28 protein-coding genes are annotated in these 23,859 nt (G+C 53.5%); all 28 read right to left on the minus strand.

Annotated elements, in window-relative coordinates:
• Nucleotides 1–10: 10 nt before the first annotated feature.
• On the minus strand, nt 11–676 hold the full coding sequence (gene fliP / locus KNP85_RS01160) for a flagellar type III secretion system pore protein FliP (RefSeq protein ID WP_214800866.1): 666 nt from the start codon (nt 674–676) through the stop codon (nt 11–13).
• Nucleotides 673–1,167 carry a flagellar biosynthetic protein FliO gene (locus tag KNP85_RS01165; RefSeq protein WP_021067132.1) on the minus strand — a complete coding sequence of 165 codons (495 nt, stop codon included), beginning with the start codon at nt 1,165–1,167 and terminating at the stop codon, nt 673–675. The genes fliP and KNP85_RS01165 overlap by 4 nt, the downstream gene beginning before the upstream one ends.
• The gene (locus KNP85_RS01170) at nt 1,164–1,529 is read right to left on the minus strand and encodes a response regulator (protein ID WP_021067131.1); all 366 of its coding nucleotides are present in this window, start codon (nt 1,527–1,529) and stop codon (nt 1,164–1,166) included. Before KNP85_RS01170 ends, KNP85_RS01165 begins: the two co-directional genes overlap by 4 nt.
• Before the next feature lie 12 nt (nt 1,530–1,541).
• Complete coding sequence (gene fliY, locus KNP85_RS01175; protein WP_021067130.1) at nt 1,542–2,657, minus strand: flagellar motor switch phosphatase FliY; 1,116 nt, start codon at nt 2,655–2,657, stop codon at nt 1,542–1,544.
• Nucleotides 2,654–3,643 carry a flagellar motor switch protein FliM gene (gene fliM / locus KNP85_RS01180; protein WP_214800868.1) on the minus strand — a complete coding sequence of 330 codons (990 nt, stop codon included), beginning with the start codon at nt 3,641–3,643 and terminating at the stop codon, nt 2,654–2,656. Before fliM ends, fliY begins: the two co-directional genes overlap by 4 nt.
• Before the next feature lie 9 nt (nt 3,644–3,652).
• On the minus strand, nt 3,653–4,102 hold the full coding sequence (locus KNP85_RS01185) for a flagellar basal body-associated FliL family protein (protein ID WP_021067128.1): 450 nt from the start codon (nt 4,100–4,102) through the stop codon (nt 3,653–3,655).
• On the minus strand, nt 4,095–4,313 hold the full coding sequence (locus tag KNP85_RS01190; protein WP_021067127.1) for a flagellar FlbD family protein: 219 nt from the start codon (nt 4,311–4,313) through the stop codon (nt 4,095–4,097). The genes KNP85_RS01185 and KNP85_RS01190 overlap by 8 nt, the downstream gene beginning before the upstream one ends.
• Nucleotides 4,313–5,104 carry a flagellar basal body rod protein FlgG gene (gene flgG / locus KNP85_RS01195; RefSeq protein WP_021067126.1) on the minus strand — a complete coding sequence of 264 codons (792 nt, stop codon included), beginning with the start codon at nt 5,102–5,104 and terminating at the stop codon, nt 4,313–4,315. Before flgG ends, KNP85_RS01190 begins: the two co-directional genes overlap by 1 nt.
• 11 nt (nt 5,105–5,115) lie before the next feature.
• A complete protein-coding gene (locus KNP85_RS01200; protein ID WP_021067125.1) occupies nt 5,116–5,547 on the minus strand; it encodes a flagellar hook capping FlgD N-terminal domain-containing protein in 432 nt (143 codons plus the stop codon).
• On the minus strand, nt 5,519–6,565 hold the full coding sequence (locus KNP85_RS01205) for a flagellar hook-length control protein FliK (protein WP_251136175.1): 1,047 nt from the start codon (nt 6,563–6,565) through the stop codon (nt 5,519–5,521). Before KNP85_RS01205 ends, KNP85_RS01200 begins: the two co-directional genes overlap by 29 nt.
• Nucleotides 6,566–6,585: 20 nt before the next feature.
• Complete coding sequence (locus KNP85_RS01210; protein WP_021067123.1) at nt 6,586–7,146, minus strand: MotE family protein; 561 nt, start codon at nt 7,144–7,146, stop codon at nt 6,586–6,588.
• A 4-nt stretch (nt 7,147–7,150) separates the two neighbouring features.
• Nucleotides 7,151–7,585: a flagellar FliJ family protein gene (locus KNP85_RS01215; protein WP_021067122.1), complete on the minus strand. Its 435-nt coding sequence runs from the start codon at nt 7,583–7,585 to the stop codon at nt 7,151–7,153.
• Complete coding sequence (gene fliI, locus KNP85_RS01220; RefSeq protein WP_214800873.1) at nt 7,582–8,901, minus strand: flagellar protein export ATPase FliI; 1,320 nt, start codon at nt 8,899–8,901, stop codon at nt 7,582–7,584. The genes KNP85_RS01215 and fliI overlap by 4 nt, the downstream gene beginning before the upstream one ends.
• The gene (locus KNP85_RS01225; RefSeq protein WP_214800875.1) at nt 8,888–9,610 is read right to left on the minus strand and encodes a FliH/SctL family protein; all 723 of its coding nucleotides are present in this window, start codon (nt 9,608–9,610) and stop codon (nt 8,888–8,890) included. Before KNP85_RS01225 ends, fliI begins: the two co-directional genes overlap by 14 nt.
• A complete protein-coding gene (fliG, locus tag KNP85_RS01230; RefSeq protein ID WP_021067119.1) occupies nt 9,594–10,601 on the minus strand; it encodes a flagellar motor switch protein FliG in 1,008 nt (335 codons plus the stop codon). Before fliG ends, KNP85_RS01225 begins: the two co-directional genes overlap by 17 nt.
• 5 nt (nt 10,602–10,606) lie before the next feature.
• Nucleotides 10,607–12,175 carry a flagellar basal-body MS-ring/collar protein FliF gene (gene fliF, locus KNP85_RS01235; RefSeq protein WP_021067118.1) on the minus strand — a complete coding sequence of 523 codons (1,569 nt, stop codon included), beginning with the start codon at nt 12,173–12,175 and terminating at the stop codon, nt 10,607–10,609.
• 21 nt (nt 12,176–12,196) lie between these two features.
• Nucleotides 12,197–12,481: a flagellar hook-basal body complex protein FliE gene (gene fliE, locus KNP85_RS01240; RefSeq protein WP_021067117.1), complete on the minus strand. Its 285-nt coding sequence runs from the start codon at nt 12,479–12,481 to the stop codon at nt 12,197–12,199.
• Nucleotides 12,482–12,494: 13 nt separating this feature from the next.
• Nucleotides 12,495–12,923: a flagellar basal body rod protein FlgC gene (flgC, locus tag KNP85_RS01245; protein WP_021067116.1), complete on the minus strand. Its 429-nt coding sequence runs from the start codon at nt 12,921–12,923 to the stop codon at nt 12,495–12,497.
• A gap of 2 nt (nt 12,924–12,925) precedes the next feature.
• The gene (gene flgB, locus KNP85_RS01250) at nt 12,926–13,294 is read right to left on the minus strand and encodes a flagellar basal body rod protein FlgB (RefSeq protein WP_021067115.1); all 369 of its coding nucleotides are present in this window, start codon (nt 13,292–13,294) and stop codon (nt 12,926–12,928) included.
• Between the two features lie 273 nt (nt 13,295–13,567).
• Nucleotides 13,568–14,347: a GTP-sensing pleiotropic transcriptional regulator CodY gene (codY, locus tag KNP85_RS01255; protein WP_016508279.1), complete on the minus strand. Its 780-nt coding sequence runs from the start codon at nt 14,345–14,347 to the stop codon at nt 13,568–13,570.
• Between the two features lie 37 nt (nt 14,348–14,384).
• The gene (gene hslU / locus KNP85_RS01260; protein WP_029595703.1) at nt 14,385–15,755 is read right to left on the minus strand and encodes an ATP-dependent protease ATPase subunit HslU; all 1,371 of its coding nucleotides are present in this window, start codon (nt 15,753–15,755) and stop codon (nt 14,385–14,387) included.
• Nucleotides 15,752–16,300, minus strand: coding sequence for an ATP-dependent protease subunit HslV (gene hslV, locus KNP85_RS01265; protein ID WP_021067113.1), 549 nt, complete (start codon nt 16,298–16,300; stop codon nt 15,752–15,754). Before hslV ends, hslU begins: the two co-directional genes overlap by 4 nt.
• A gap of 11 nt (nt 16,301–16,311) precedes the next feature.
• Nucleotides 16,312–17,193, minus strand: a complete 882-nt coding sequence (locus KNP85_RS01270; protein ID WP_021067112.1) for a tyrosine-type recombinase/integrase — start codon at nt 17,191–17,193, stop codon at nt 16,312–16,314.
• A gap of 186 nt (nt 17,194–17,379) precedes the next feature.
• Nucleotides 17,380–18,687 carry an FADH(2)-oxidizing methylenetetrahydrofolate--tRNA-(uracil(54)-C(5))-methyltransferase TrmFO gene (gene trmFO, locus KNP85_RS01275; protein WP_021067111.1) on the minus strand — a complete coding sequence of 436 codons (1,308 nt, stop codon included), beginning with the start codon at nt 18,685–18,687 and terminating at the stop codon, nt 17,380–17,382.
• Between the two features lie 2 nt (nt 18,688–18,689).
• A complete protein-coding gene (topA, locus tag KNP85_RS01280) occupies nt 18,690–20,786 on the minus strand; it encodes a type I DNA topoisomerase (protein WP_021067110.1) in 2,097 nt (698 codons plus the stop codon).
• A 65-nt stretch (nt 20,787–20,851) separates the two neighbouring features.
• Nucleotides 20,852–21,643: a DNA-processing protein DprA gene (gene dprA / locus KNP85_RS01285; protein WP_251136176.1), complete on the minus strand. Its 792-nt coding sequence runs from the start codon at nt 21,641–21,643 to the stop codon at nt 20,852–20,854.
• 53 nt (nt 21,644–21,696) lie between these two features.
• Nucleotides 21,697–22,614, minus strand: coding sequence for a succinate--CoA ligase subunit alpha (sucD, locus tag KNP85_RS01290; protein WP_021067108.1), 918 nt, complete (start codon nt 22,612–22,614; stop codon nt 21,697–21,699).
• A gap of 12 nt (nt 22,615–22,626) precedes the next feature.
• Nucleotides 22,627–23,787 (minus strand): ADP-forming succinate--CoA ligase subunit beta, encoded by a 1,161-nt coding sequence (gene sucC / locus KNP85_RS01295; RefSeq protein ID WP_021067107.1) that lies wholly within the window; start codon nt 23,785–23,787, stop codon nt 22,627–22,629.
• Nucleotides 23,788–23,859: the final 72 nt, after the last annotated feature.

The following is a 23,859-nucleotide window of genomic DNA, read 5'->3' on the forward strand; positions in this document are numbered from 1 at the left end:
TTCGTTCCTCCTACATACTTCTAAGCAAGGACTCCACAATCAAGTGCCATCCATCCACCAACACAAACAGTAACAATTTGAACGGCAAGGCGATCATGACCGGCGGAAGCATCATCATCCCCATTGACATGAGGACACTTGCTACGACCATATCTATAATCAAAAATGGCAAGAAGATCATGAACCCGATTTGGAACGCCGTTTTCAACTCGCTAATCGCATAGGCCGGGACCATCGCGAGCAGCGGGACGTCTTCGACCGACTCAGGTTGCTCATAGTTCCCATATTTAATAAATAATTGCAAATCCTCTTGGCGCGTATATTGGGCCATGAATCGTTTCATCGTATTCCCAGCCTCTTCGAACGCCTCGTCTTGACTGATTTCGTCATCCATATAAGGCGACAATGCTTTGTAATTCAACTCCGATAGCACAGGCGACATGACGAACAACGTGATGAACAGGGCGAGCCCGATAATCAACTGGTTCGGTGGCGTCTGTTGCGTCCCGAGTGCCGGACGGATGAACGACAGCACGACGACGACCCGTGTGAAACAAGTCATCAAGATTAAAAACGAGGGCGCGAGCGTGAGCAAAGTGAGCACGACCAATAGTTTGATTGAGGTCGATGTACTATCTGGCGTCTCCAAGTTAATCAATTGTTCAATCGTCGTCATCGTTTCTTCCTCACTTCTTCAATCTGGGCCAACTGTTGTTTGAACGTGTCGAGAAAAGCCGACGAGTTCGACTGGTTCAAGGTCGGGGCATCGAGCGCCGCCTCGTCCATCGCTTCGGCATCAATCCGGTCGAGCAATTGAATTGAGTCGCCGACACCGAGCACGTACACTTGTTCACCGAGCTTGACGAGTTGCACCGAACGGTCTTTGCCGAGCGGGACACCACCGAGATGGGTCAAATGCTGAGCCGACTTCACGCCTTGTGTCCGTGCGTTCAACCATCGCACGAGGACGAGGAACCCACCGATGACGACGACCAGGCTCAAGATGAGCTTGATGGCCGTGCCGACCGATGAGACGGCCGATGTGACCGGTTCCTCTTTCGTGTCTGGTTGTTGCTGTTCGAACTGTTGGTCGACGGTGGCGGCCTCGACCGTGGCCGGGACGAATAACCCAGCCACGAGAAGGATAATCAACCACCACTTGTTCATTGTGCGACCGTTTTTGAGACTGCCTCGACGACGCGTTCAGCGTTGAACGGTTTGACGATAAAGTCTTTTGCTCCTGCTTGAATCGCATCGATGACCATCGCTTGTTGTCCCATCGCCGAACACATGATTACTTTCGCGTTCGAATCGAACCCGCGGATTTCCTTCAAGGCTGCCAAGCCGTCCATTTCTGGCATCGTGATGTCGAGCGTGACGAGATCGGGCATGAGCTCACGATATTTCGCGACTGCATCGACACCGTTCTCCGCTTCTCCGACGACTTCAAATCCATTCTTTGTCAAGATATCCTTAATCATCATGCGCATGAACGCCGCATCATCTACCACTAAAATTTTTGCACTCATTGTTCTTCCTCCTTAAACGATGCCAATCCGCTCGTGCGGTTGGATAATTTCTGTTACACGGACGCCGAAGTTCTCTTCGATGACGACGACTTCGCCCCGGGCGATCCGTTGTTGGTTCACATAAATATCGACCGGCTCACCGGCCAACTTATCGAGTTCGATAATCGAACCTTGTGACAGCTCAAGCACTTCTCGGACCGAACGTTTCGTCCGTCCAAGTTCGACCGTCACGTTGAGCGGCACGTCATACAACAATCCCAGATTCGCTGGAATCGAGTCGTTCGTCGCCGGTGCGTGGAGCGGCATGAACTCGGCCTGGCTGACCGCGACTTCCGGTACCGACTTCGCTGCCGGACGAACCGGTTGTTGGGCGGCGGGAGCCGGTGCCTTCGGCGCTTCCTGCTTCGGCGCGACCGGGGCAGCTGCCGGAGCTGGTGCGACAGGGGCTGGCGATGTGGCGGCCATCAGTTCGTTGACAAGTTGTTTCCCGAACTGGACCGGGGCAATTTGAACGATTTTCGAATCGATTAACGTACCGACCTTCAAGTTGAACTCGATTAAGACCATCGTCTCCCAAAGCTCGAGGCGGTCGATAATCGTCTGGTTCTTCGTCGCATCGAACACTTCGACGAGCGGTGGTGAAATATCAATCTTTTTCGAGAATACGGTCGACAATGATGTCGCTGCCGCACCCATCATTTGGTTCATCGCCTCTTGGACGGCTGAAAGACGAATTTCATCGAGTCCTTCCGGATCGACGCCAATCCCAGTTCCACCGAGCATCAAGTCTGAGATGATGGCGGCGTCTTCACGTGTCAATACGAGCACGTTCTCGCCTTTCAAGCCTTCCGTATAGCCGACTCGAAGTGCCACGTGCGGCGTCGGATAACGCTCACGGAGCGCATCGATTGTGACCTCACTGACGATTGGAGTCGTGATTTCTACTTTTTGTTGCAGTAACGTCGATAGCGCCGTCGCCGAGTTACCGAACGAGATATTCCCGATTTCCCCTAAGGCGTCGCTTTCCATCGAATCAAGATGTTCTTCAGGATTCGCCTCCGGTTTTGACGACTCGCTCGTCCCGCGCAATAACGCGTCTATTTCATCTTGTGACAACATCTCACTCATTGCTCTTCCTCCTTCACCCGGTGGAGCACTTGGACCGCCATCCGCTTCCCGCTCACACCGACTTGCCCTCTGAACACTTTATTTTCCCCTACCATGATCGATAACGGGTCTTTCACCAATTGATCGAGGGTCAAACAGTCCCCGACCTCTAAATGCAACAAGTCACCGAACGTGATCGTCGTCTCCCCGAGCAGGGACACGACTTCGACCGACGAGTTTATCAACTGGGCTTTGAGCGGTTCTTTGCTGTTCCCGCTCGCATTGCGGCGATTGGCCTCTTGCATCCAGTAATGACTCGACAGTTTCGATAACACCGGCTCAATCGTCACGAACGGTAAGCAGACGTTGATTGTCCCGCTCACTTCGCCGATGGTGACACCGATCGAGACGAGGACGACCGTCTCGTTTGGCGAGACGAGTTGGAGGAACTGGGGATTGACCTCGACCGCTGTCATCTCTGACTTGATCTCGGCAATCGATTCCCAGGCGTCTCCGTATCCTGCAAACGCTCGTTTATATAATTGCGTCAAGATGCGCATCTCGATTTCCGTGAAGCTCTCGACTTTTTCAATCTCGACCCCGGGACCGCCGAGTAGGCGATCGAGCATCGCGTACGAGATGTTCGGATTCACTTCGATGATGAAACGGCCGTTGAGCGGCGGCGCTTCAATCAAGTTGATCATCGTCATGCTCGGAATGGAATGAATGAATTCGTCATAAGGAAGCTGCTCGACTGAGTTGACCGTGAACTGGACGTACGTCCGGAGCTGGGCCGAGAAGAACGTGGTCAGCATCCGTGTGAAATGCTCATGAATCCGGGTCAAGCTTCGGATTTGGTCTTTCGAGAAGCGGACCGCCCGTTTAAAGTCATACTGCCGGACTTTCCGCTCTTCTTCCTGGGCCAAAAAGGAGTCGGCTTCGACGTCGCCACTGCTTAACGCCGATAGCAAGGCATCAATTTCTTGTTGAGATAAGACTTCTCCCATGATGCCACCTCACTGTATGATTTTCTTCGTCATGTAGACTCGTTGGACCTCACCTGACTCCAACAGTCCGTTTAATTGTTTGCGGAGCGACTGCTCAAACTTCTGCATGTCTTCTTTCGTCGTGAGCTTCGCTTTCGTCATGCCGGCCAAATCGCCGAGGATGACGTTATGCACTTGGAACTTTCGAAGTTCGAGATCTTCTTTCGTCTCCGCAGCATCCGTCACGATTGTGAACTGGACGTTGATGAAACGCTCATCTTGGATGTTCGTCGTCATATCGTCCGTCGTGAAGCTGCGTTCGGCCAATTCTTCGGCGGTGACAGGTTTCGTCTTCGCCGTCACGTTGTCACCGAACAAGTATTTATAAGTCATGAATCCGGCCCCGCCCATGACGAGCAGGACGACTAGCAGGATGAGCACCATCTTCATGGCGCCGCCTTTTTGTTTTTCTTCACTCATCTTCTTCACCTCGTATGCCTATCGTTCCAACCAGACCGACCGAGGCATAGAACGCCGTCGTCCGGTCGATGATTTGTTGTTTCGTCTCGCGGACGATATACGTCTTTCCGTTATACAAGTGAATGATCGTATCGGGCTCGGCTTTGACCGTCTCGATGAACAAGGCGTTCAGCACAAGTTCTTCACCCCGGAGCGTCGTGACGCGAATCATCAGCGTTTCAAGTTGACGAGTTCTTGGAGAATCTCGTCCGATGTTGTGATGATTCGTGTGTTCGCTTGGAAACCACGCTGCGCGACAATCATTTCTGTGAACTCTTCCGACAAGTCGACGTTCGACATCTCGAGCGCACCCGAGACGAGTTCGCCACGCCCATCTTGTCCAGGGATACCAATGTTCGGCTCACCTGAGTTTTGCGATTGAATGAAGTTGTTCGCGCCGACTTTTGACAATCCGGCGTTGTTGGCGAACGTGACGACTTGGATTTGGCCGACGACTGTCGAAGCTCCGGCGTTATCGACGTAGCTGACTTGTCCGTCTTTCCCGATTGAGAGCGACTTCGCACCGGCAGGGATGTTGATTCGGTCTCCTGTCATGCTGAGGACATACGCACCGTCTCCGTTGACGAGGTCTCCTGTGTTATCCGTATAGAAGTTACCGGCCCGCGTGTATTGTGTCTGGCCGTTCACGTCCAAGGCGAAGAATCCTTCTCCTGAGATCCCGACATCAAGCGCTCTCCCTGAGTTTTGCATGGCGCCTTGGTTATAGACGTTATCGACGGTCGCCATCGTGCCCCCGAGACCGACTTCTTTCGGGTTGACCCCACCGCTGACACCGTTCGCCGCCGTCGCACTACCGACTTGTTGGCTGACGAGGTCTTTGAACGTGACCCGGCCCTTTTTATAGCCGAACGTGTTGACGTTGGCGATGTTGTTCCCGACGACATCAAGCTTCGATTGGAAGTTCTTTAAACCACTGATTCCTGAGTACATTGCTCTTAACATGATGAATCCCCCTATGCTTGTTTGATGGAAGTGATGTTGTACACGTTGACGGACGTTCCGTCTTCAAGGTCGGCCACATAGCCGGCTTCGGTCTTCGAAATCGAGAGAACACGTCCCGAGCCTTTAATCGTCTCGGTTTCCGTTTCGTTTGTATAAGCGACCGTTTGCCCGATCATATTGCTGAACTCCGAAATCGAGGCCATTTGTCGATCGACGAGCGCGGAATCGAGTTGTTTCGAAATCGTCTGCATCTGTTCGAGAGAAGAGAACTGAGCCATCTGAGAGATGAACTCACGGTCTTCCATCGGTGACATCGGGTCTTGGTTGGCGAGTTGGGCGAGCAACAGTTTCAAGAACATGCTTTGATCGTATTGGTTCGTCGCTTTCGGCATCGATTGATCCGGTAGCGTATAGTCATTCGTCTTCGGCTGGATTGTCGTCATCGTCAGGGTCTCCTTTCGGTTGTTCATGGTGTTCCGGTTCAGGTTGGTCGAACTCATTGAAGCTCGAGTTTTTCGTCTCTAGCGCTTGTTGGGTCAAGTTGACCTCGACGCGGACGTTCGGGTTCGCGGGCTGGAGCGTCTGTTGCAACTGTCCTAGTTGTGATTGCAATAACTGCTTCGCCTCTTGGTTACTCGCAAACAGCTTGACGACGAGTTCCCCGTTCTGCCGTTCGAGTTTGACGACGAGTTCCCCTAACTGTTCCGGATAAAGACGGACCGTGAACACTTTCGACCCATCGGCCCCGCTCTTGAACGGTGCCCGGTGCAAGGCCGCTTCGATGCGGGCCTGCATGTTCTCAGGTAATGAGCCTTTCGAGGCGTACATCACCATCTCAGAGTCGATATTCGGTTTCGACCACGTCATGCTTTTCGGCATCCAGTCGGTTTCTTTGATCGGCTGTTGCATCTGTGCGGATTGCGTTTCAGTTTGCGTCACACCGGGTAAAGGTTTTGGGGTCTGTCCGAGCGTCCCTTTAAACTGCGCAACGACTTGCTGGATGATGCGCACGTTCTCCTCTACTTGATCGACCGGTACCGTTTGGACGAGTGTGTCCGTCTCTTTCTTCGTGAGCGTGAACGAGAGCGTCGGCGCTGCCGTTTGACCCGTTAGCAGGGCAGGGATTGCGTCCGGGGCCTTGGCCATTGCAGGTTCCGGGGCGACTTGATTCAAAATCCCGATATAGGCATCCATGAACTTTCGATACGCATCGGCCGGCAACGACTTTAACCATTGCAGGCTATCCGGCTGTTGAAGCCACTGCTCTAACCGATTCGATACGTTCTCGAGCGGGAGCGATGCTTCGTCTTCCGGAACAGCCATAGCTTCAGGCGACGCGGTCGGCGTCGTTCCGAGCATGGCCGAGAGCAATTCTAAAAACTGTCCGGTCGGGGTCGCACTCGCGTCCCCGCCTTTTTGTGGTGCCCCTTGCATCGATTGGGCCAGTAAGGCGATATTCATCATCATGTCCTCCTTTCCAGTCACTGGAGCAACTGGGTGACGACGGCGGCCTGTTGGGCATCCATCCGTCCCAATATGTCGGCTTGTTGCTTCGGCGACAATTCCTTCAATAGGTTCGCCACTTGCGGACTCTCGAGTTCGTTCATGATGGCAGCGGCTTGTTTCGCTGACATCTCCTCATAGACACGAGACACGTCCGAGGTTTCTTCTTCGACCGCACTGGCCGTCGCCAATTCCGCGACGAGTCGGTCACGTTCCTGAATCAACTTCGAGACTTCTTCTTGTCTAGCCTTCACTTCGTTCGTCAACTCGGCGTTATCGGCCCGAAGCTTCTCAATCTCGGCATTCGCCACTTTCAAGCGATTCGCGGCATCAGTATCCACACCGGTCACGTTCACGTTCGTCTTCACTTTTTCTTCCGGCTCTTGTTTTGAACCGGTCTCTAGAAACGGGACCGATAACAACGGACGGTCCATCGCATAGTTCATGACGACAATCCCTCCAACGAGTAGAAAGATGGCCGGGACGAGAACGAGCGCGACCAATAGCTGTCTGCCTCGCTTCGTGTTGTCTTTTTCCATCGGTTTACTTCCCTTTCCCGTGATGAATCACTGCCAACTCATCGATGAAATGCTGTTCGATGAGCTTTGTCGCGGCCACTTCATCTTGACTGACTTTTTCATGCAACGTTACATATTTCTTTTCCTCGACGACTTTTCCGAGCAGACGTTCCTGCGACAAATGGTAGCGGTTACGCGCCTGCTGGACGACGAGTTGTTGTGTCTCGATTTGGCGTTTCAACCGTTCGCGTGTCTGTTCACGGTATTGCGACATGAGCAAATCAATGACGCCAGCTTGTTCGTCTTGACTCTTCATGAGCGACTCGTACGTCAACACGAGCCGATACAGCGTCTCCATCTCTGTCTCGAACCGCGCTTTATGTTGTCTCATCTCCGTCGCCGACTCTTCTTTCTCGTGTTCTGCGATCGGCATGATGCGCTCTAACAATAATCTGTTCATCGTTCACCTCGCACGATTTGGGCCAGGCGCTCTAACGATTCCTCGAGCGGGGCCTCTTCTTCGATGGATTGCTTTAAAAACGTCAACAAGTTCGGATACTGCTCGATGGCGGTATCGATGGCCGGTTTCGTCCCTTTTTTATAAGCACCTATATTGATTAAGTCTTCGGCATCCAAATACGTGGCCAGCCACCCCCGGAACGTCTGCGCGACCTCCCGATGCATCGGCGTGGCAATTTGGTTCATGACGCGGCTGATCGACTTCAAGACGTGTATCGCCGGGAACTGTCCACGGTTCGCGAGCGAGCGGTCCATGACGAAGTGTCCGTCTAAAATCCCGCGCACCGCATCCGCAATCGGCTCGTTCATATCGTCCCCGTCGACGAGGACGGTATAGAACGCAGTAATCGATCCTGTCACGGCGGTCCCGCTTCGTTCTAACAGTTGCGGCAACATCGCGAAGACGGAAGGCGTATACCCTTTAGACGTCGGTGGTTCCCCTGTGGCGAGTCCGATTTCCCGTTGCGCCATGGCGAACCGGGTCACCGAATCCATCATGAGGACGACTTCTTTGCCTTGGTCGCGGAAGTATTCGGCGATGGCTGTCGCCGTATAAGCTCCTTTCAACCGCACGAGCGGAGGTTGGTCGCTCGTCGCCACGATGACGACCGAGCGGGCCATCCCTTCTGGTCCGAGTTCTTTCTCGATAAACTCTTTCACTTCCCGGCCACGCTCTCCGATTAAGGCGATGACGTTGATGTCGGCCGATGATCGTTTGGCGATCATGCCGAGCAATGTCGACTTCCCGACGCCGGAACCTGCGAACAATCCGACCCGCTGTCCTTTCCCGACTGTCAAGAGACCGTCGATGACGCGAACGCCTGTCGAGAGGACGTCTAAAATGCGGGGCCGCTCAAGTGGGTTCGGCGGCTTACGAAGCACGTCGTAACGTGCGCCAGGCATTGCACCCTCACCGGACAAAGGACGGCCGAGACCGTCGAGCACTTGGCCAATCAACTCGTCGCCGACCGGCACTTGAAGCATACGGCCTGTCCCTTTGACCATACATCCCGGTGCGATTTGGGTCGTTTCGCCGTAAGGCATGAGGAGGACGCGTGCCTCATTGAATCCGACAACTTCGGCTTCGACGTGTTGACCGGATGGTAGCTCGATCAAACAACGTTCTCCGATAAAAGCACTCGGTCCATTCGACTCGATCATCAGACCGACGACCCGACAGACGCGTCCGACTTTTCGGACGTACTCGTCATCGGGCGAGGACACAATCGACTCGAGCACGCGGTCAATAAGCGCCATCGGCCAGGACCTCCTCGATTTTGGAACGTACGCGATCAAAGCTATAGCTCAAATCGAGCTCATCCCCGTGATGCGGGGTCTCAATCCTTACGCTCGTCTCATCCAAGCCTGCATCCGCCCGGTATTTGATGCCCGGGCCGTCTGGGATGACCCAGTCCGCTTCAAAGCGTTGAATCGAGGCGAGTCGCGTTGGATGGACGTACACCGTCAATGATTCCGCATCGAGTTGACGGAGCAACTGTTCACGGACACGATCGGCGAACAACGCCTCATCGTTTCGGACGAGTTCTGTCGTCACGCGAGCGCTGACCTCGACGGCGAGGGCGACGAGCTGTTGCTCGGCGTCCCGCCATTTCGTGTCAAACAACTGCTCGAGTTCGACGCTGACCGTGTTTAAGCGGGTCGTCAATTCCTCATACTCGGCCTTGCCGTCCCGTCTTCCTTGGTCAAAGCCTGCGTCGTAGCCTTCTTGTCTAGCCGACACGAGCACTTCTTCCCGTAAGTCGGCGAGTTCTTGTTCCATCGCCGTGCGGCGCGCTTCGAGTGTGGCTGCTTGCTCGTCTAGTTGCGCACGCGTTTGGGCCAACCGCTCCCGCTCTTCATCCTGGTGTAGCATACTCACCGGCTCGAGGAACGGCTTTGAATCAATCCGTTGCGGCTCGAGTGGTGTCGCATAGTGGCGTTTGATTACGTTAGACAACGATGTCATCTCCTCCACCGCGGCTGATCACGATTTCTCCGACGTCTTCTAGGCGACGGATGATGCCGACGATACGGCTTTGTGCCTCTTCGACGTCACGCAACCGGACAGGCCCCATGAATTCCATGTCTTCTTTGAACGTTTCGACCATTCGTTGCGACATGTTTTTGAAGATGATCTGTTTGACTTCGTCGGACGAGACTTTGAGGGCGAGCAAGAGATCGTCGTTCGCCACTTCGCGGATAATCCGCTGAATCGCCCGTGAATCGAGTGTAACGATATCCTCGAAGACGAACATCCGTTTTTTGATTTCTTCGGCCAATTCCGGGTCTTCGATTTCAAGCGCATCGAGAATCGTGCGCTCGGTCGTACGGTCGACGCCGTTGAGCACTTCGACGACCGCCTCGATGCCACCAGACTGGGCATAATCTTGCATATCCGTTTGGGACAAGTTCTTCTCGAGAATCTGTTCAATCTCATGAATCACGTCCGGGTTGAGTCGGTCCATCGTCGCGATCCGCTTGGCGACTTCCGACTGAATCTCAGGCGGGAGCTCAGACAAAATTTGTCCTGACTTGACCGGTTCGAGATGCGCCAAAATCAAGGCGATCGTTTGCGGATGCTCGTTTTGGATAAAGTTCAACAGCTGTTTCGGGTCGGCCTTGCGGGCGAACTCGAATGGTCGGACTTGAAGCGTCGAGGTGAGGCGGTGGATGAGGGCCATCGCCTTCTCTTCTCCGACCGCTTTCTCGAGCACCGTTTTCGCGAATCCGATGCCCCCTTGCGTGATATAGCTCTGCGCCATGGCGAGCTCGTGGAACTCGCCCATGATGGCTTCTTTTTGTTCGGATGATACTTTTTTCAACGCCGAAATTTGTAGCGTCAATTGCTCCATCTCTTCTTCGGACAGATGCTTGTAGACGCTCGCTGCCACTTCAGGTCCAAGCGAGATCATGAGCATGGCCGCTTTTTCTCGGTTCGGTTGTTTGGCGTAATTCACAGTACTCACTCCTCAGACATCCATGTACGGAGAAGTTTGGCGAACTCTTCAGGGTTGCTCTCTGCCAATTTCTCCAACTGTTTCTTCTTGACGGCCCCTTCGCCCCGTTCTTCGAGGTCGAGGTCCGGCACTTCGTCTTCATATGGGACTTCCCACTCGTTCGACTCGGCGACTGGTTCGCGGTTGCGCTTGCGCATCGCGAAGAACAAGAGCGCGAGCAAGACGACGGCACCGGCTGCGGCGGCATACATCCACCATTGGGTCGGTTGTTCGACCACGGCCGCTTCTTCCGTTTCTGCGAACGGACGTGAGACGACGACGACTTTCTGTTCAAGTTCCGCCTCAGTGAGTGCCTCTCCGGTCTTGGCGAGTGACGTCCGGATAATCGAGTACATCATCGTCTCGAGGTCACCCTCGAGTTGAGGGTCGATTGTCGTCGCCCCGTTCGGTGGTTCGACGATCAATTGGACGCCGAGGTCACGAATCGAGTACGGTGCGTTCTGAATCTGTTTCGTGATTCGGTTGACTTCATAATTGATGATTTCATGATTCTTTTCGCTCTCTTCTTCCCCAGTGCCCGTGGCGGCCGGGAAATTGACCGTATCGTTCTCGGCCGTCCCGGCAGCAGTTGCTGCGCCGGTTCCGCCTGTATACGCTTCAGCAATCCGCTCGGCCGAAGTGACGATGCCTTCCATGCTGTCCTCATTGACAGGCGTCACGAGGTTTTGCTCTTCAGCCGCTTGCGTCGTGTCGATATCGGCTGTGACCGAGACGAGCACGCTTCGTTCGCCGAGCAACACCGACAACATTTGTTGAATCTGTTGACGGACATCTTTCTCGACTTGGCGTTTCAAGACGAGCGGGTCGGTCGATGATCCACCGGCCGTCGTCGTCTGGTCTAAATCGTAATACGTGAAATATTGGTCCATGACCGATATGTTTTCAGGCTTCAAGTTCGGTACGCTCTTACTGATTAAATGATAGAGCCCTTTCACCGTCGCCGGCTCGAGATTCGTACCAGCTCCTAAATTTAAGACGATGGAGGCCGTCGGTTCACCTTGATCTTCGGCCAAGAAGACCGATTTCTCTGGAATCGAGATGATGACTTTCGCCTGGTTGATTCCTTCGATTTGCGTGATCAACCGTTCGAGCTCGGTCTGCATCGCGCTCCGTTCGATGACGGCCATCTCACGGTCCGTCGTTCCGAAGCCAGCGTTCTCGCTAAAGAAGCTATAATCGATTGCACCCGACTTCGGGATGCCTGCTGCCGCCAGACTGACTTTCAGTTGGTCGACTTGCTCACTCGGTACGTATACACTGACACCGTTCGAAGTCGCTTTAATCTCAGCCTTTACTCCGTCGGCCGTCAACTGTTCCGTCACCTCGCCCGCCTCTTGAGCGGACAGGTTCGTATAGAGCGGGGCCATGTTCGGGCGCGACAGCCAGACGGTCAAGAGCACCGCGACAAGAATCACGCCGACGATGACGAGACCCCAAATGATTTTTCGGTTCGTTTTCATCGTTTGAAGCGAACCGGTCAGTGAACCGAATCGTTCTTTTAACTTTTCATTCATCGTTACTCGTCATCCTCTACTTTAAACTTGCATTCGCATCATTTCTTGATAGGCCTCGACCGCTTTGTTCCGCACCTCTATGGCGAGTTGCATCGCAATCGATGACTCTTCGCTTTGAATCATGACTTGATGTAAATCGGCTTTGCCGACGGCAAGATCGGCTCGGGCCGAGCTCGTCGCTTGTTGGACGTCATTTAATGAGCGCATCGCCTCGTTCAAATACGTTCCGAACTGGGATGGCGTCTCTTTCACAGCCGGCGCGACTGTCGGTTGTGTGCCAATCAATTGAATGGGGTTAATCTGCATCCTCGATCACTCCTTATCCTTTACCAATTTCCATCGCTTTGACGAGCATCGCCTTCGTGGCGTTCATCGCGGCGATGTTCGCCTCGTACGACCGTGTCGCTCCCATCAAATCGACCATTTCTTTCAACAGGTCGACGTTTGGCATCTGGACATAGCCCCGGTCATCCGAATCAGGATGGCTCGGGTCATAGACGAGCTTGTACGGGCTCTCATCTTCCACAATCTGTGAGACTTCGACCCCGCCGCTGACAGCGGACAGCTGTTGGCGAAACGGTGCTTCCTGCATCACGGTCATCTTTCGCGTGTACGGTTGCCACTCCCCGTCGACTAACTTGCCGCGTGTCGTCTGGGCATTCGCGATGTTCGCGGACACCGTGTCCATCCGTAACCGTTGCGACGTCAGTGCCGTCGCCGAGATATGAAAACTATCAAACATACCCATCGTCAACGCCCTCCTCTAATGACGGTTTTGAGTCCGCCGAGCCGGCGGTTCAACTGTTCCATCATCGCTTCGTATTGAAGCTGGTTCCGTGCCAACTCGCTCATCTCGTAATCGAGATCAACGTTATTGCCGTCACTTCGCATCGCGCCTCCGGCCCGGTCCGTGATCGTCGTCGCCGAGCGCTCACTCGGACGACCGCCTGCCAGCTTGAGACGCATCTCGTTGTTCAGCGTCTGTTCAAACACGGCCTGCTTCGCCCGGAAGTTCGGGGTATCGATATTCGATAGGTTATGGCTGATGACTTTTTGATTTACGACCGAATGATTGATCGCTTGCTTCATTAATTGATAGTCGCTACCGATCCAGTTCATGCGTTTCACTCGCTTTCACTAAAAGAATGCATGTATATACCTTATTTGGAAAATCCACTATTTCATTGAAACAAATCTGTAACAGTGTTGAAAGATATTTTTATTAAAACAGGTAAATGCTGTCTTCTGTTTTTGTCGAATTTACGACGAATTCTGAAAATAATTACTTTTGCACTAAAAAAAGTCGCTCCCATTACGTCGGGAGCGACTTTGTAAGTCTAAAGTCCTAATTCGATAGACTTTCTAGTATTCGTCAGTTGAATCTAGTTTATTTCAATTCGATTTCAACTTTTGTAATTCGAACAAGAAGTTGTCATTCAGTATCTTAATATACGTTCCTTTCATACCGAGAGAACGTGACTCGATGACACCCGCACTTTCCAATTTACGGAGTGCGTTAACGATGACCGAACGAGTGATTCCCACACGGTCGGCAATTTTGGAAGCAACTAGTAAACCTTCGTTGCCACCAAGCTCTTCGAAGATGTGCTCGATCGCTTCAAGCTCAGAATACGAGAGCGAGTTGATCGCCATTTGGACGACCGCTTTTTTACGGGCTGACGCCTCCGCTTCGGCCGCTTTCTCACGAAGAATCTCCATCCCTACGACGGTCGCGCTATATTCGGCCAAGACGAGGTCATCTTCCGTGAACTCGTTGTTGAGCCGACCGAGCACGAGTGTACCGAGACGCTCGCCACCACCGATGATTGGAACGATCGTCGTCATCGAGTCGAGGAACAACTCACGGTTCTCGACCGGGAACGCCGTATACTCACTGTCGATGCCGATATTTTCCGTCGTCTCTTTGACGTTGAACAAGTTTGAGGCGTATGGCTCCGGGAATTGACGGTCGACCAAGAACGCCTTCATGCGTTCGTTCTCGATTTGTTGTTTGATGGCAAAGCCGAGCAAACGGCCCCGACGACTGACGATGAACGTGTTTGCTTCGAGTACTTCGCGCATCTTATCCGCCATTTCTTTAAAGTCTACGTGCGCGCTTGCCTCTTGTTGAAGCATCGTGTTCAATTGGCGTGTTTTGTCTAGTAAGTTCATAATTCTTATTTTCCTCCCTGTATGTGCATACAGAATCTTATAGTATAAATTGGCTAAGGTCTCGATCTTCCGCAATCGAGCCGACTTTCTCTTTCACATAGGCCGGTGTGATTTGAACATGCGTTTGCGGCATGTCGGCCGCCTCGAACGACAAGTCCTCGAGGACGCGCTCCATAATCGTATACAGACGGCGGGCCCCGATGTCATCCGTCTCTCGGTTGACGTGCGTCGCGATGCGCGCAATCTCTTCGATGGCTGGATGCGTGAACTCGACGCTAATTTCCTCCGACTCGAGGAGTGCCGTGTACTGCTTGATGAGCGCCTGGGACGGCTCCGTCAAAATCTTGACGAAGTCCTCTTCGGTCAGGCTGCTCAGTTCAACGCGAATCGGGAAACGTCCTTGTAGCTCAGGAATCAAATCGGACGGCTTCGCCATATGGAATGCTCCGGCGGCGATAAAGAGCACGTGGTCCGTCTTGACTGGTCCATACTTCGTGACGACGGTCGATCCTTCGACGATTGGCAAGATGTCACGTTGGACGCCCTCTCGTGAGACGCCGGCATGATCTTGCGACTTCGTCGCAATCTTGTCGATCTCATCGACGAAGATGATACCCATCTGCTCACTACGGCGCACGGCCTCGTCATGAACTTCGTTCATATCGAGCAAACTCTCCGCTTCCTCGGCGACGATGAGCGGACGTGCTTCGCGGACCGGCAACTTGCGTTTCTTCCGTTTCTTCGGCACGATTTGACCGAGCATGTCCTGCAAGTTCGATAAACCTTCCATGCCTTGTCCTTGGAACAAGTCGACGGTCTGCTTTTCTTCGAGATTGACCTCGATTAATCGTTCTTCGAGTTCACCGAGCTCGAGCAAGCGACGCAACTGTGCGCGGTCGGACGACTGCGTGTTAGTCGGCTCTTCGGTCTTTTGAGCTTGGCCGCCGAACAACGCCTCGAACGGGTTCGATGCGGTCGGTTCGACTTTGGCCTTGCCTTGCAAAGCGTCAAGGATGCGTTCCGTCGCAGCGACTTCCGCTTGCTCTTTCACGCCTTCTTTCTTCTCTTCCTTCACGAGACGGACCGACGCCTCGACAAGGTCACGGACCATCGATTCGACATCGCGGCCGACGTAGCCGACTTCAGTGAATTTGGTAGCCTCGACTTTGACGAACGGCGCGCCAACGAGTTTGGCCAAGCGGCGTGCGATTTCCGTCTTCCCGACACCGGTCGGGCCAATCATCAAGATGTTCTTCGGTGTCACTTCATCACGCAGGTCGGCACTCAATTTTTGGCGACGATAACGGTTGCGGAGTGCGATCGCGACGGCGCGCTTGGCATCCTTTTGTCCGATGACGAAGCGGTCTAGTTCCGCTACGATTTGGCGTGGTGTCAGTTCACGTTTCATTCAGAATCGCCTCCGATCGTTTCTACGATGACTTGGTCGTTTGTATAGACGCACAACTCTCCGGCAATCTCGAGAGCGGCGCGGGCTATGTCTTCCGCTGATTTCTCAGGCGAATGGCGTACGAGGGCGCGCCCGGCAGCGAGCGCATAGTTCCCGCCCGAACCGATCGCTAAAATGCCATCATCCGGTTCGATCACTTCGCCGTTCCCAGACACGAGCAGTAGGTGCTCACGGTCCATGACGATCAAAAGCGCTTCGAGTTGACGGAGCATCTTATCCCCGCGCCACTCTTTAGCCAGCTCGACGGCCGCACGCGGCAAGTTCCCGTTGTACATCTCTAGCTTCGATTCAAACTTCTCGAAGAGCGTGAATGCGTCGGCCACGCTTCCGGCGAACCCGGCGACGACTTTACCGCCGTAGAGACGTCGTACTTTTTTGGCCTTGTTTTTCATGATGACGGCGTTTCCGAACGTGACTTGTCCATCCCCGCTCATGGCACCATGCCCGTTGTGGCGGACTGCGAAAATCGTGGTTGCGTGAAACATCTGATGACCTCCTACTTTCTCGGATGTGTGGCTTGATAGACCGCTCGCAAGCGCTCCGTCGAGACGTGAGTGTAACGACCCGTCGTCGAGAGTGACTCGTGACCGAGCAACTCTTGGACGGCACGGAGGTCAGCCCCGCGCTCGAGCAGGTCCGTCGCAAAACTATGACGGAGCGAGTGAGGCGTCAACGGCTTATGCAGGCCGCCTTGCTTCCTCAGACGCTTCATGACGTAGCGAATTTGGTCTGTTGTCACTCGATTCCCTTTTTGACTGAGGAATAATGCCGTTTCTTGGGGGGAAGCGCATGTTTGGCGCACGTCGAGGTAACGATCGAGCGCCGCGATGGCGAACTGTCCGATTGGGATGTAGCGTTCTTTCTTCCCTTTCCCGACGACATGCACGAAGGCGAGGTCGGCATCGTAGGACGACACGTCCATCCCGCACAACTCGGCGACGCGCATGCCCGTCCCGTACAACATCTCGACGATGGCGACGTCACGGGCCCGCAGGAACGGATCATCTTGTCCGTCCGCGGTCGCGATGAGCTGTTCGACTTCGCTAGGCACGGCGAACGTCGGCAGCGTCTTGCGCCGTTTCGGAGACGTTAGTCCGTGGAACAGAGGCTCGACACCCGTCTCACGTGCCACAAATTTCCCGAATTGCTTGAGGCACGATACTTTTTGGGCGACCGTCGTCGTGGCGCTGTCGGTCTCATAAAGGGCATATAAATAACGCCGCGCCGACTGCACATCATACGGATCTTGATGTGTCGATTGGCAATAAGCGGCGTACTGGTCGAGCGTCTGCTCGTAAGAGCGTTTCGTGTGAGGAGACAGCCGGCGTTCGACTTGGCAATAGCGCAAAAATGACTGTTGATCGTCACCGAATCCCATTCTCTCGCCCCCTCGTTTTCAACTTAAAAACGCATGTTCTCGTCAAATCGAAATTAGCATAGCATACCCCGTCAGAGGTGACAATAGATAGCCCCTCAATAATCTGAAAATTTTCAAAGTGTTGTACAAATTACACAATTGAAATTTAAATTCACAAAAAAGGAGCCAAAAAATGGCTCCTTTCCCTTAAATCTCTTTATATTGCTGAATCGTTTCAAGGGCACGGTTCGCGTAACGTTCGTACCGTTCTTGTTTCTTCATCTTCTGCGGTGCATCCTCGAGCGACGGCACGAGACCGAAGTTTGCGTTCATCGGTTGGAAGTGCTTGCCGTCCGTCGTCGTGATATAGTGCGCCATCGAACCGAGCATCGTCTCGCGTGGCAAGACGACGAGGTCTTCACCGGCAATCAGTTTCGCTGCGTTAATCCCAGCGAGAAGTCCTGACGCCGCCGATTCGACATACCCTTCCACACCGGTCATCTGCCCGGCGAAGAACAACGTGTCGCGTGTCCGCGCCTGATACGTCGGTTTCAACAGGCTCGGTGAGTTGATGAACGTGTTCCGGTGCATGACACCGTAGCGCACGATCTCCGCGTTCTCGAGACCCGGGATGAGTTGAAGGATTCGTTTCTGCTCACCCCATTTGAGGTGGGTCTGGAATCCGACCAAGTTAAAGAGCGTGCCGGCCGAGTTATCTTGCCGTAACTGCACGACCGCGTGCGGACGTTTGCCCGTCTTCGGGTCTTCGAGGCCGACGGGTTTCATCGGTCCGAACAAGAGCGTCTTCTTGCCGCGTTGGGCGAGAACTTCAAATGGCATGCAGCCTTCGAAGTAAATCTCTTTCTCGAACTCTTTGAGCGGGACGACCTCTGCTTTGACGAGCTCGTCGTAGAACAAGTCGAACTCTTCTTCCGTCATCGGACAGTTGAGGTACGCCGCCTCACCTTTGTCGTAACGTGATTTCAAGTAGACCTTGTCCCGGTCGATCGTCTCGCCGTCCAAAATCGGCGCCGCGGCGTCGTAGAAGTAAAGGTAATCTTCACCTGTGAACGCTTTGAGCGAAGCCGAGAGGTCCGGTGACGTGAGCGGACCGGTCGCCATGATGACGATCCCGTCCGGAATCGCCGTGATCTCTTCGTTGTGCACGGTCACGTTCGGATGGTTCTTCAACGTGTCCGTCACGAATCCGGCGAAGTCATGACGGTCGACGGCGAGAGCGCCGCCGGCCGGTACACTTGCCGTGTCGGCCGCTTTCAAGATGAGCGAGTCGAGCGTGCGCATCTCTTCTTTCAAGACGCCGACCGCGTTTTGTAGCCCGTTCGCTCGAAGCGAGTTCGAGCAGACCAGTTCAGCGAATTGGTCCGTATGGTGTGCCGGAGTTTTTCGGACCGGTCTCATTTCATACAAATCGACTTGAATTCCGCGTTTCGCGAGTTGCCAAGCCGCCTCGGAGCCGGCGAGGCCCGCTCCGATCACAGTTACACGTTGCTGCAAAGTTAATCCTCCTCTAACTGATGTACCTCGGCATGGGTACAGTTCGTACATTGATATTTCACACCGTCTTTAATTTTTTTCTCGACCATCATCTTACCACATTCCGGACACGGTTTCGCGACCGGCTTGTCCCATGAGACGAACTCACAGTCTGGATAGTTCGAGCAACCGTAGAACAGACGACCCTTCTTACTGCGTCGTTCGACGACTTGTCCGTCTTTGCAGCTCGGACATGGGACGCCGATTTCGACTTGTACCGGTTTCGTGTTCGTACAGTTGGGGAAGTTCGAGCATGCCATGAATTTCCCGTAACGGCCCATCTTGATGACCATCGGCGAACCGCACACTTCGCAGTCGATGCCGGCCGGTTCATCTTTCACTTCGATTTTCTCAATCTCTGACTCGGCTCGTTTCAGACGTTTCTCGAAACTGCGATAGATTGGAGCGACGACTTCCGTCCATTCGACTTCCTCGTTCTCAATCGAGTCGAGGAGCGTCTCCATGTCGGCCGTGAACTGGACGGTGATAAAGTCGTTGAAGTACTCATCGATCATCTCGATGACGAGTTCGCCAAGTTCTGTCGGGACGAACTTCTTCTCTTCAAGGACGACATATCCGCGTTTTTGAATCGTATCGAGCGTCGGTGCATACGTCGACGGACGACCGATTCCGAGTTCTTCCATCGCCCGAACGAGACGCGCCTCACTGTAACGTGGCGGCGGCTGTGTGAAGTGCTGCTTCGGTTCGATTGTCTCGAACTTGACGAGGTCATCCACTTCGAGCGGTGGGAGCAACCCTTCTTTCTCCGGGTTCGTGTCTTCGATATCTTCATCTTTCGATTCGATATACACTTTCATGAAACCAGGGAATTTGACGGTCGACCCGTTGGCACGGAAAATCATGCCGTTCGACTCGACGTCGATTTTCACCGTGTCGAGGATGGCCGGCGCCATTTGGCTCGCGACGAGGCGCTCCCAAATCAACTTGTACAAGCGGAGCTGGTCACGCGACAAGTACGCTTTCACCGAGGCCGGGTCGCGTAACGCCGAAGTCGGACGAATCGCTTCGTGTGCGTCCTGGGCGTTCGCGGCTTTCTTCTCTTTTTGCTTCTGCAACGCGACGTACTCTTCTCCGAATGTGGATTCGATATACTCTTTCGCTTCCGCTTTCGCCAAATCTGAGATACGCGTCGAGTCGGTACGCATATACGTGATCAAACCGACGGTGCCTTCTTTCTTCCCGAGGTCGATCCCTTCGTATAGCTGTTGCGCGAGCATCATCGTCTTCTTGGCACGGAAGTTCAATTTACGAGCCGCATCTTGCTGGAGCGAGCTCGTCGTGAACGGGAGCGACGCGTTGCGCTTCCGCTCTTTCTTCGTGACGTCGATGACTTTGAATGAGTCATCAATCGCTTTGAGCACCGCGTCGGCATCTGCCTCGCTCTTGAGCTCCATTTTTTTCCCGTCTTTACCATAAAACGAAGTCTCGAACGATTCGCCTTCATGGTTGAGGGTGAGTTTGATGGTCCAATACTCTTCTGGGTCGAAGGCATTGATCTCCCGCTCCCGGTCGATAATCATTTTAACGGCCACGGATTGAACGCGTCCGGCCGATAATCCTTTTTTGACTTTCTTCCATAGTAATGGGCTCATCCCGTATCCGACGAGACGGTCCAAAATTCGACGCGCCTGCTGGGCGTCGACGAGGTCATGGTTGATTTTACGCGGGTGTTTGAACGACTCTTTAATCGCATCTTTCGTGATCTCGTTAAAGACGACGCGACATTCCGTCGTTTCGTCGACACCGAGGGCACGTGCTAAATGCCAAGCAATCGCTTCCCCTTCGCGATCCGGGTCAGCCGCGAGAAAGATTTTCGTCGCTTTTTTGGCTGCCGTCTTCAATTCTTTCAAAACTGGGCCTTTGCCACGGATCGTGATGTACTTCGGTTCGAAGTCATGTTCCACGTCGACACCGAGTTGACTCTTCGGTAAATCGATGACGTGACCCATAGATGCCTTGACCGTGTAATTCGATCCTAAATAACGTTTAATTGTTTTCGCTTTCGCGGGTGATTCGACGATCACCAAGTATTTTGCCATACATCTGCTCCCCTTTTAGAGGTCATTTAAATCCCTACCATAATATTCATGTTGTCGATGGTTTGTCAACGTCCAATCCTTGAACATGTTAGAATTTGATCGGCAGTCGTCAATGAAATCGCCCCGTCTTCAATCAATTGATTCGGACCAGCCGCGAGCGGATCGAGCGGGCTTCCAGGCACCGCGAATACCGTCTTTCCTTGCTCGAGGGCATGTCCGACCGTGTTCATCGTCCCGCTCTTTTGACGAGCCTGGATGACGACGAGACGATCGGCAAGTCCGCTGACGAGACGATTTCGTTCTAAAAATTGAAATTTTTTGACAGGTGTTTCCGGTGTGTATTCCGTGAGGAGTAACCCGTGTCGCGAAATCCGCTCGAACAAGGGCGAATGGACCTGTGGATACAAGTGCGAAAAGCCCGCTCCGAGGATGGCGATGGTCGGCCGGTCATGATCGAGCGACAGCTCATGGACGAGACCGTCGATGCCGAGCGCCCCACCCGAGACGGAGACAGTTTCTTCTATTAAAGGACGGAAATGTTCGACAAGTCGACGGCTGATGCGATTCAATTCACGGCTTCCGACCAATGCGGTCGTTTGTTGATGTAGTACCTCTAAATCGCCTCGATAAAACAAACAATACGGCGGATTCGGGATGTGGAGCAGCGCGGACGGGAACAATTCGTCCTCCCACGTCAAAAAACGATCGTACGTGACCGTGGAACGAAGCGCCCGTTCGGCCTTGCTCCGGACGCGCGGATGGAACTGATGCATGTTCATATGCGTGTGAGACAAGTAATGATGGACGAACTCGACCGGCAACCGTTCGGCTGCGAATCGAGCGATTGTTTGATTCATCACAATCACCTCTAAAAAATGAGGGATGCTGCGCATCCCCCATTCCGAATGGTTTACGTTGTCGGTTGACCCGTCACGCAAGCTTCATACAAACCTTGTTGTTTCAACACCCGGATGAGCGTCTCTCCGATGACGGCAGGCGTCTCGGCGACTTCAATCCCGTTGGCGTTCAACGTCTTGATTTTCTCAGCGGCCGTACCTTTTCCGCCCGAGATGATGGCGCCGGCATGGCCCATCCGTTTGCCTTCAGGGGCTGTTTGACCACCGATGAAACCGATGACCGGTTTCGTCATGTTCGCCTTCACCCATTCCGCAGCCTCTTCTTCAGCCGTTCCACCGATTTCACCAATCATGATGACCGCTTTCGTGTCCTCGTCTTCATTGAACGCTTGGAGCGTGTCGATGAAGTTCGTGCCGTTGACCGGGTCTCCACCGATTCCGACAGCTGTCGATTGTCCGATTCCGGCAGTCGTCAACTGATGGACCGCCTCATACGTGAGCGTCCCTGAGCGCGAGACGATACCGACGTGGCCTTTCGTGTGGATATAGCCTGGCATGATACCAAGTTTCGCTTCCCCTGGCGTGATGATCCCCGGGCAGTTCGGTCCGATGAGACGGGCCGGTTTGTCCTCGAGGTAACGCTTCACTTGAATCATATCGATGACCGGGATACCTTCTGTGATACAGATGATCAACTCGATACCGCTATCGGCCGCTTCCATAATCGAATCGGCTGCGAATGCAGGTGGCACGTAGATGATTGACGCGTTCGCGCCAGTCGCTTCGACTGCCTCGGATACCGTGTTAAAGACCGGTACGCCGTCAAGGACGGTCGTGCCACCTTTACCAGGTGTCACTCCTCCGACCAATTTCGTGTTATATGCCAGCATCTGTTCGCCGTGGAACAGACCTTGTTTCCCCGTGATCCCTTGAATGATCACTTTTGTATCTTGATTCGCCCAAATACTCATGTCGTTTCCCCCTTATCGAACGAGTGCCGCGATTTTTTCTGCACCGTCAGCCATCGAGCTCGCCGAAGTGATCGCAAGTCCAGATTCATCGAGAATGCGTCGTCCCGCATCCACGTTCGTACCTTCTAACCGAACGACGAGTGGTAAATCGAGACCGATTTCTTTCGTCGCCGCGACGATACCTTCAGCAATGATGTCACACTTCATGATGCCACCAAAGATGTTCACGAAGATTCCTTTGACTTGGTCGTCTGACAAAATCAATTTGAACGCTTCCGTTACTTTTTCTTTCGTTGCACCGCCGCCTACATCGAGGAAGTTAGCGGGTTCGGCGCCGTAATGCTTGATGATATCCATCGTCGCCATGGCCAAGCCAGCCCCGTTAACGAGGCAACCGATGTTGCCATCGAGCGCGATATAGCTAAGGTCGTGTTTTGACGCCTCGACTTCACGCGGATCTTCTTCTGTCGTGTCGCGAAGGTCGACGATGTCTTTATGACGATAAAGTGCGTTGCTGTCGAAGTTGAGCTTCGCATCGAGTGCGATGACGTTGCCGTCTTTCGTCGTGACGAGCGGGTTGATTTCCGCAATCGTGCAATCTGTCTCGACGTACACTTTATACAATTTCATGACCATGTCGCTGAATTTGTTGACGAGTTTGGTCGGCACTTCCATCTTGAACGCGAGACGGCGTGCTTGGAATGGACGGAGTCCGACGACTGGGTCGACGACTTCTTTATGAATCTTTTCAGGTGTATGTTCAGCGACTTCCTCGATGTCCATACCGCCTTCTGATGAACCCATGATGACAATTCGGCCGATCGAACGGTCAAGCACAAGTCCTAAGTAAAATTCTTGGTCAATGGCAGAGCCTTCTTCAATGTAAAGGCGTTGCACGACTTTTCCTTCTGGTCCAGTCTGATGCGTGACGAGCGTCTTGCCGAGAATCTCTGACGCGTACTGTTTGACTTCTTCATCTGACTTCGCAAGTTTGACACCGCCGGCTTTCCCGCGGCCTCCTGCGTGAATCTGAGCTTTGACAACTTTTAGTTCACCGTCTAGCTTGGCGGCGGCTGAGACTGCTTCTTCAACCGTGAACGCTGGATAGCCCGTAGGTACGGCCACTCCAAACGCCCGAAGCAATTCTTTCGCCTGATACTCATGGATATTCATTTCGTTTCCCCCTTAGTCCCCTTTAATATCGGCACGTCTATTGTAACGAAAAACTGAAAGCGCTGTCTATCG

The sequence above is a fragment of the Exiguobacterium sp. s194 genome, from assembly GCF_018618275.1.
GTDB lineage: Bacteria > Bacillota > Bacilli > Exiguobacteriales > Exiguobacteriaceae > Exiguobacterium > Exiguobacterium chiriqhucha.

Bases quoted from the DNA above. Each gene is read 5' to 3' on its own strand.
- fliP (WP_214800866.1), bottom strand. From the start codon at position 676: ATGACGACGATTGAACAATTGATTAACTTGGAGACGCCAGATAGTACA.
- KNP85_RS01165 (WP_021067132.1), bottom strand. From the start codon at position 1,167: ATGAACAAGTGGTGGTTGATTATCCTTCTCGTGGCTGGGTTATTCGTC.
- KNP85_RS01170 (WP_021067131.1), bottom strand. From the start codon at position 1,529: ATGAGTGCAAAAATTTTAGTGGTAGATGATGCGGCGTTCATGCGCATG.
- fliY (WP_021067130.1), bottom strand. From the start codon at position 2,657: ATGAGTGAGATGTTGTCACAAGATGAAATAGACGCGTTATTGCGCGGG.
- fliM (WP_214800868.1), bottom strand. From the start codon at position 3,643: ATGGGAGAAGTCTTATCTCAACAAGAAATTGATGCCTTGCTATCGGCG.
- KNP85_RS01185 (WP_021067128.1), bottom strand. From the start codon at position 4,102: ATGAGTGAAGAAAAACAAAAAGGCGGCGCCATGAAGATGGTGCTCATC.
- KNP85_RS01190 (WP_021067127.1), bottom strand. From the start codon at position 4,313: ATGATTCGCGTCACGACGCTCCGGGGTGAAGAACTTGTGCTGAACGCC.
- flgG (WP_021067126.1), bottom strand. From the start codon at position 5,104: ATGTTAAGAGCAATGTACTCAGGAATCAGTGGTTTAAAGAACTTCCAA.
- KNP85_RS01200 (WP_021067125.1), bottom strand. From the start codon at position 5,547: ATGACGACAATCCAGCCGAAGACGAATGACTATACGCTACCGGATCAA.
- KNP85_RS01205 (WP_251136175.1), bottom strand. From the start codon at position 6,565: ATGAATATCGCCTTACTGGCCCAATCGATGCAAGGGGCACCACAAAAA.
- KNP85_RS01210 (WP_021067123.1), bottom strand. From the start codon at position 7,146: ATGGAAAAAGACAACACGAAGCGAGGCAGACAGCTATTGGTCGCGCTC.
- KNP85_RS01215 (WP_021067122.1), bottom strand. From the start codon at position 7,585: ATGAACAGATTATTGTTAGAGCGCATCATGCCGATCGCAGAACACGAG.
- fliI (WP_214800873.1), bottom strand. From the start codon at position 8,901: ATGGCGCTTATTGACCGCGTGCTCGAGTCGATTGTGTCCTCGCCCGAT.
- KNP85_RS01225 (WP_214800875.1), bottom strand. From the start codon at position 9,610: ATGACATCGTTGTCTAACGTAATCAAACGCCACTATGCGACACCACTC.
- fliF (WP_021067118.1), bottom strand. From the start codon at position 12,175: ATGAATGAAAAGTTAAAAGAACGATTCGGTTCACTGACCGGTTCGCTT.
- fliE (WP_021067117.1), bottom strand. From the start codon at position 12,481: ATGCAGATTAACCCCATTCAATTGATTGGCACACAACCGACAGTCGCG.
- flgC (WP_021067116.1), bottom strand. From the start codon at position 12,923: ATGGGTATGTTTGATAGTTTTCATATCTCGGCGACGGCACTGACGTCG.
- flgB (WP_021067115.1), bottom strand. From the start codon at position 13,294: ATGAACTGGATCGGTAGCGACTATCAATTAATGAAGCAAGCGATCAAT.
- codY (WP_016508279.1), bottom strand. From the start codon at position 14,347: ATGAACTTACTAGACAAAACACGCCAATTGAACACGATGCTTCAACAA.
- hslU (WP_029595703.1), bottom strand. From the start codon at position 15,755: ATGAAACGTGAACTGACACCACGCCAAATCGTAGCGGAACTAGACCGC.
- hslV (WP_021067113.1), bottom strand. From the start codon at position 16,300: ATGTTTCACGCAACCACGATTTTCGCAGTCCGCCACAACGGGCATGGT.
- KNP85_RS01270 (WP_021067112.1), bottom strand. From the start codon at position 17,193: ATGGGATTCGGTGACGATCAACAGTCATTTTTGCGCTATTGCCAAGTC.
- topA (WP_021067110.1), bottom strand. From the start codon at position 20,786: ATGGCAAAATACTTGGTGATCGTCGAATCACCCGCGAAAGCGAAAACA.
- dprA (WP_251136176.1), bottom strand. From the start codon at position 21,643: ATGAATCAAACAATCGCTCGATTCGCAGCCGAACGGTTGCCGGTCGAG.
- sucD (WP_021067108.1), bottom strand. From the start codon at position 22,614: ATGAGTATTTGGGCGAATCAAGATACAAAAGTGATCATTCAAGGGATC.
- sucC (WP_021067107.1), bottom strand. From the start codon at position 23,787: ATGAATATCCATGAGTATCAGGCGAAAGAATTGCTTCGGGCGTTTGGA.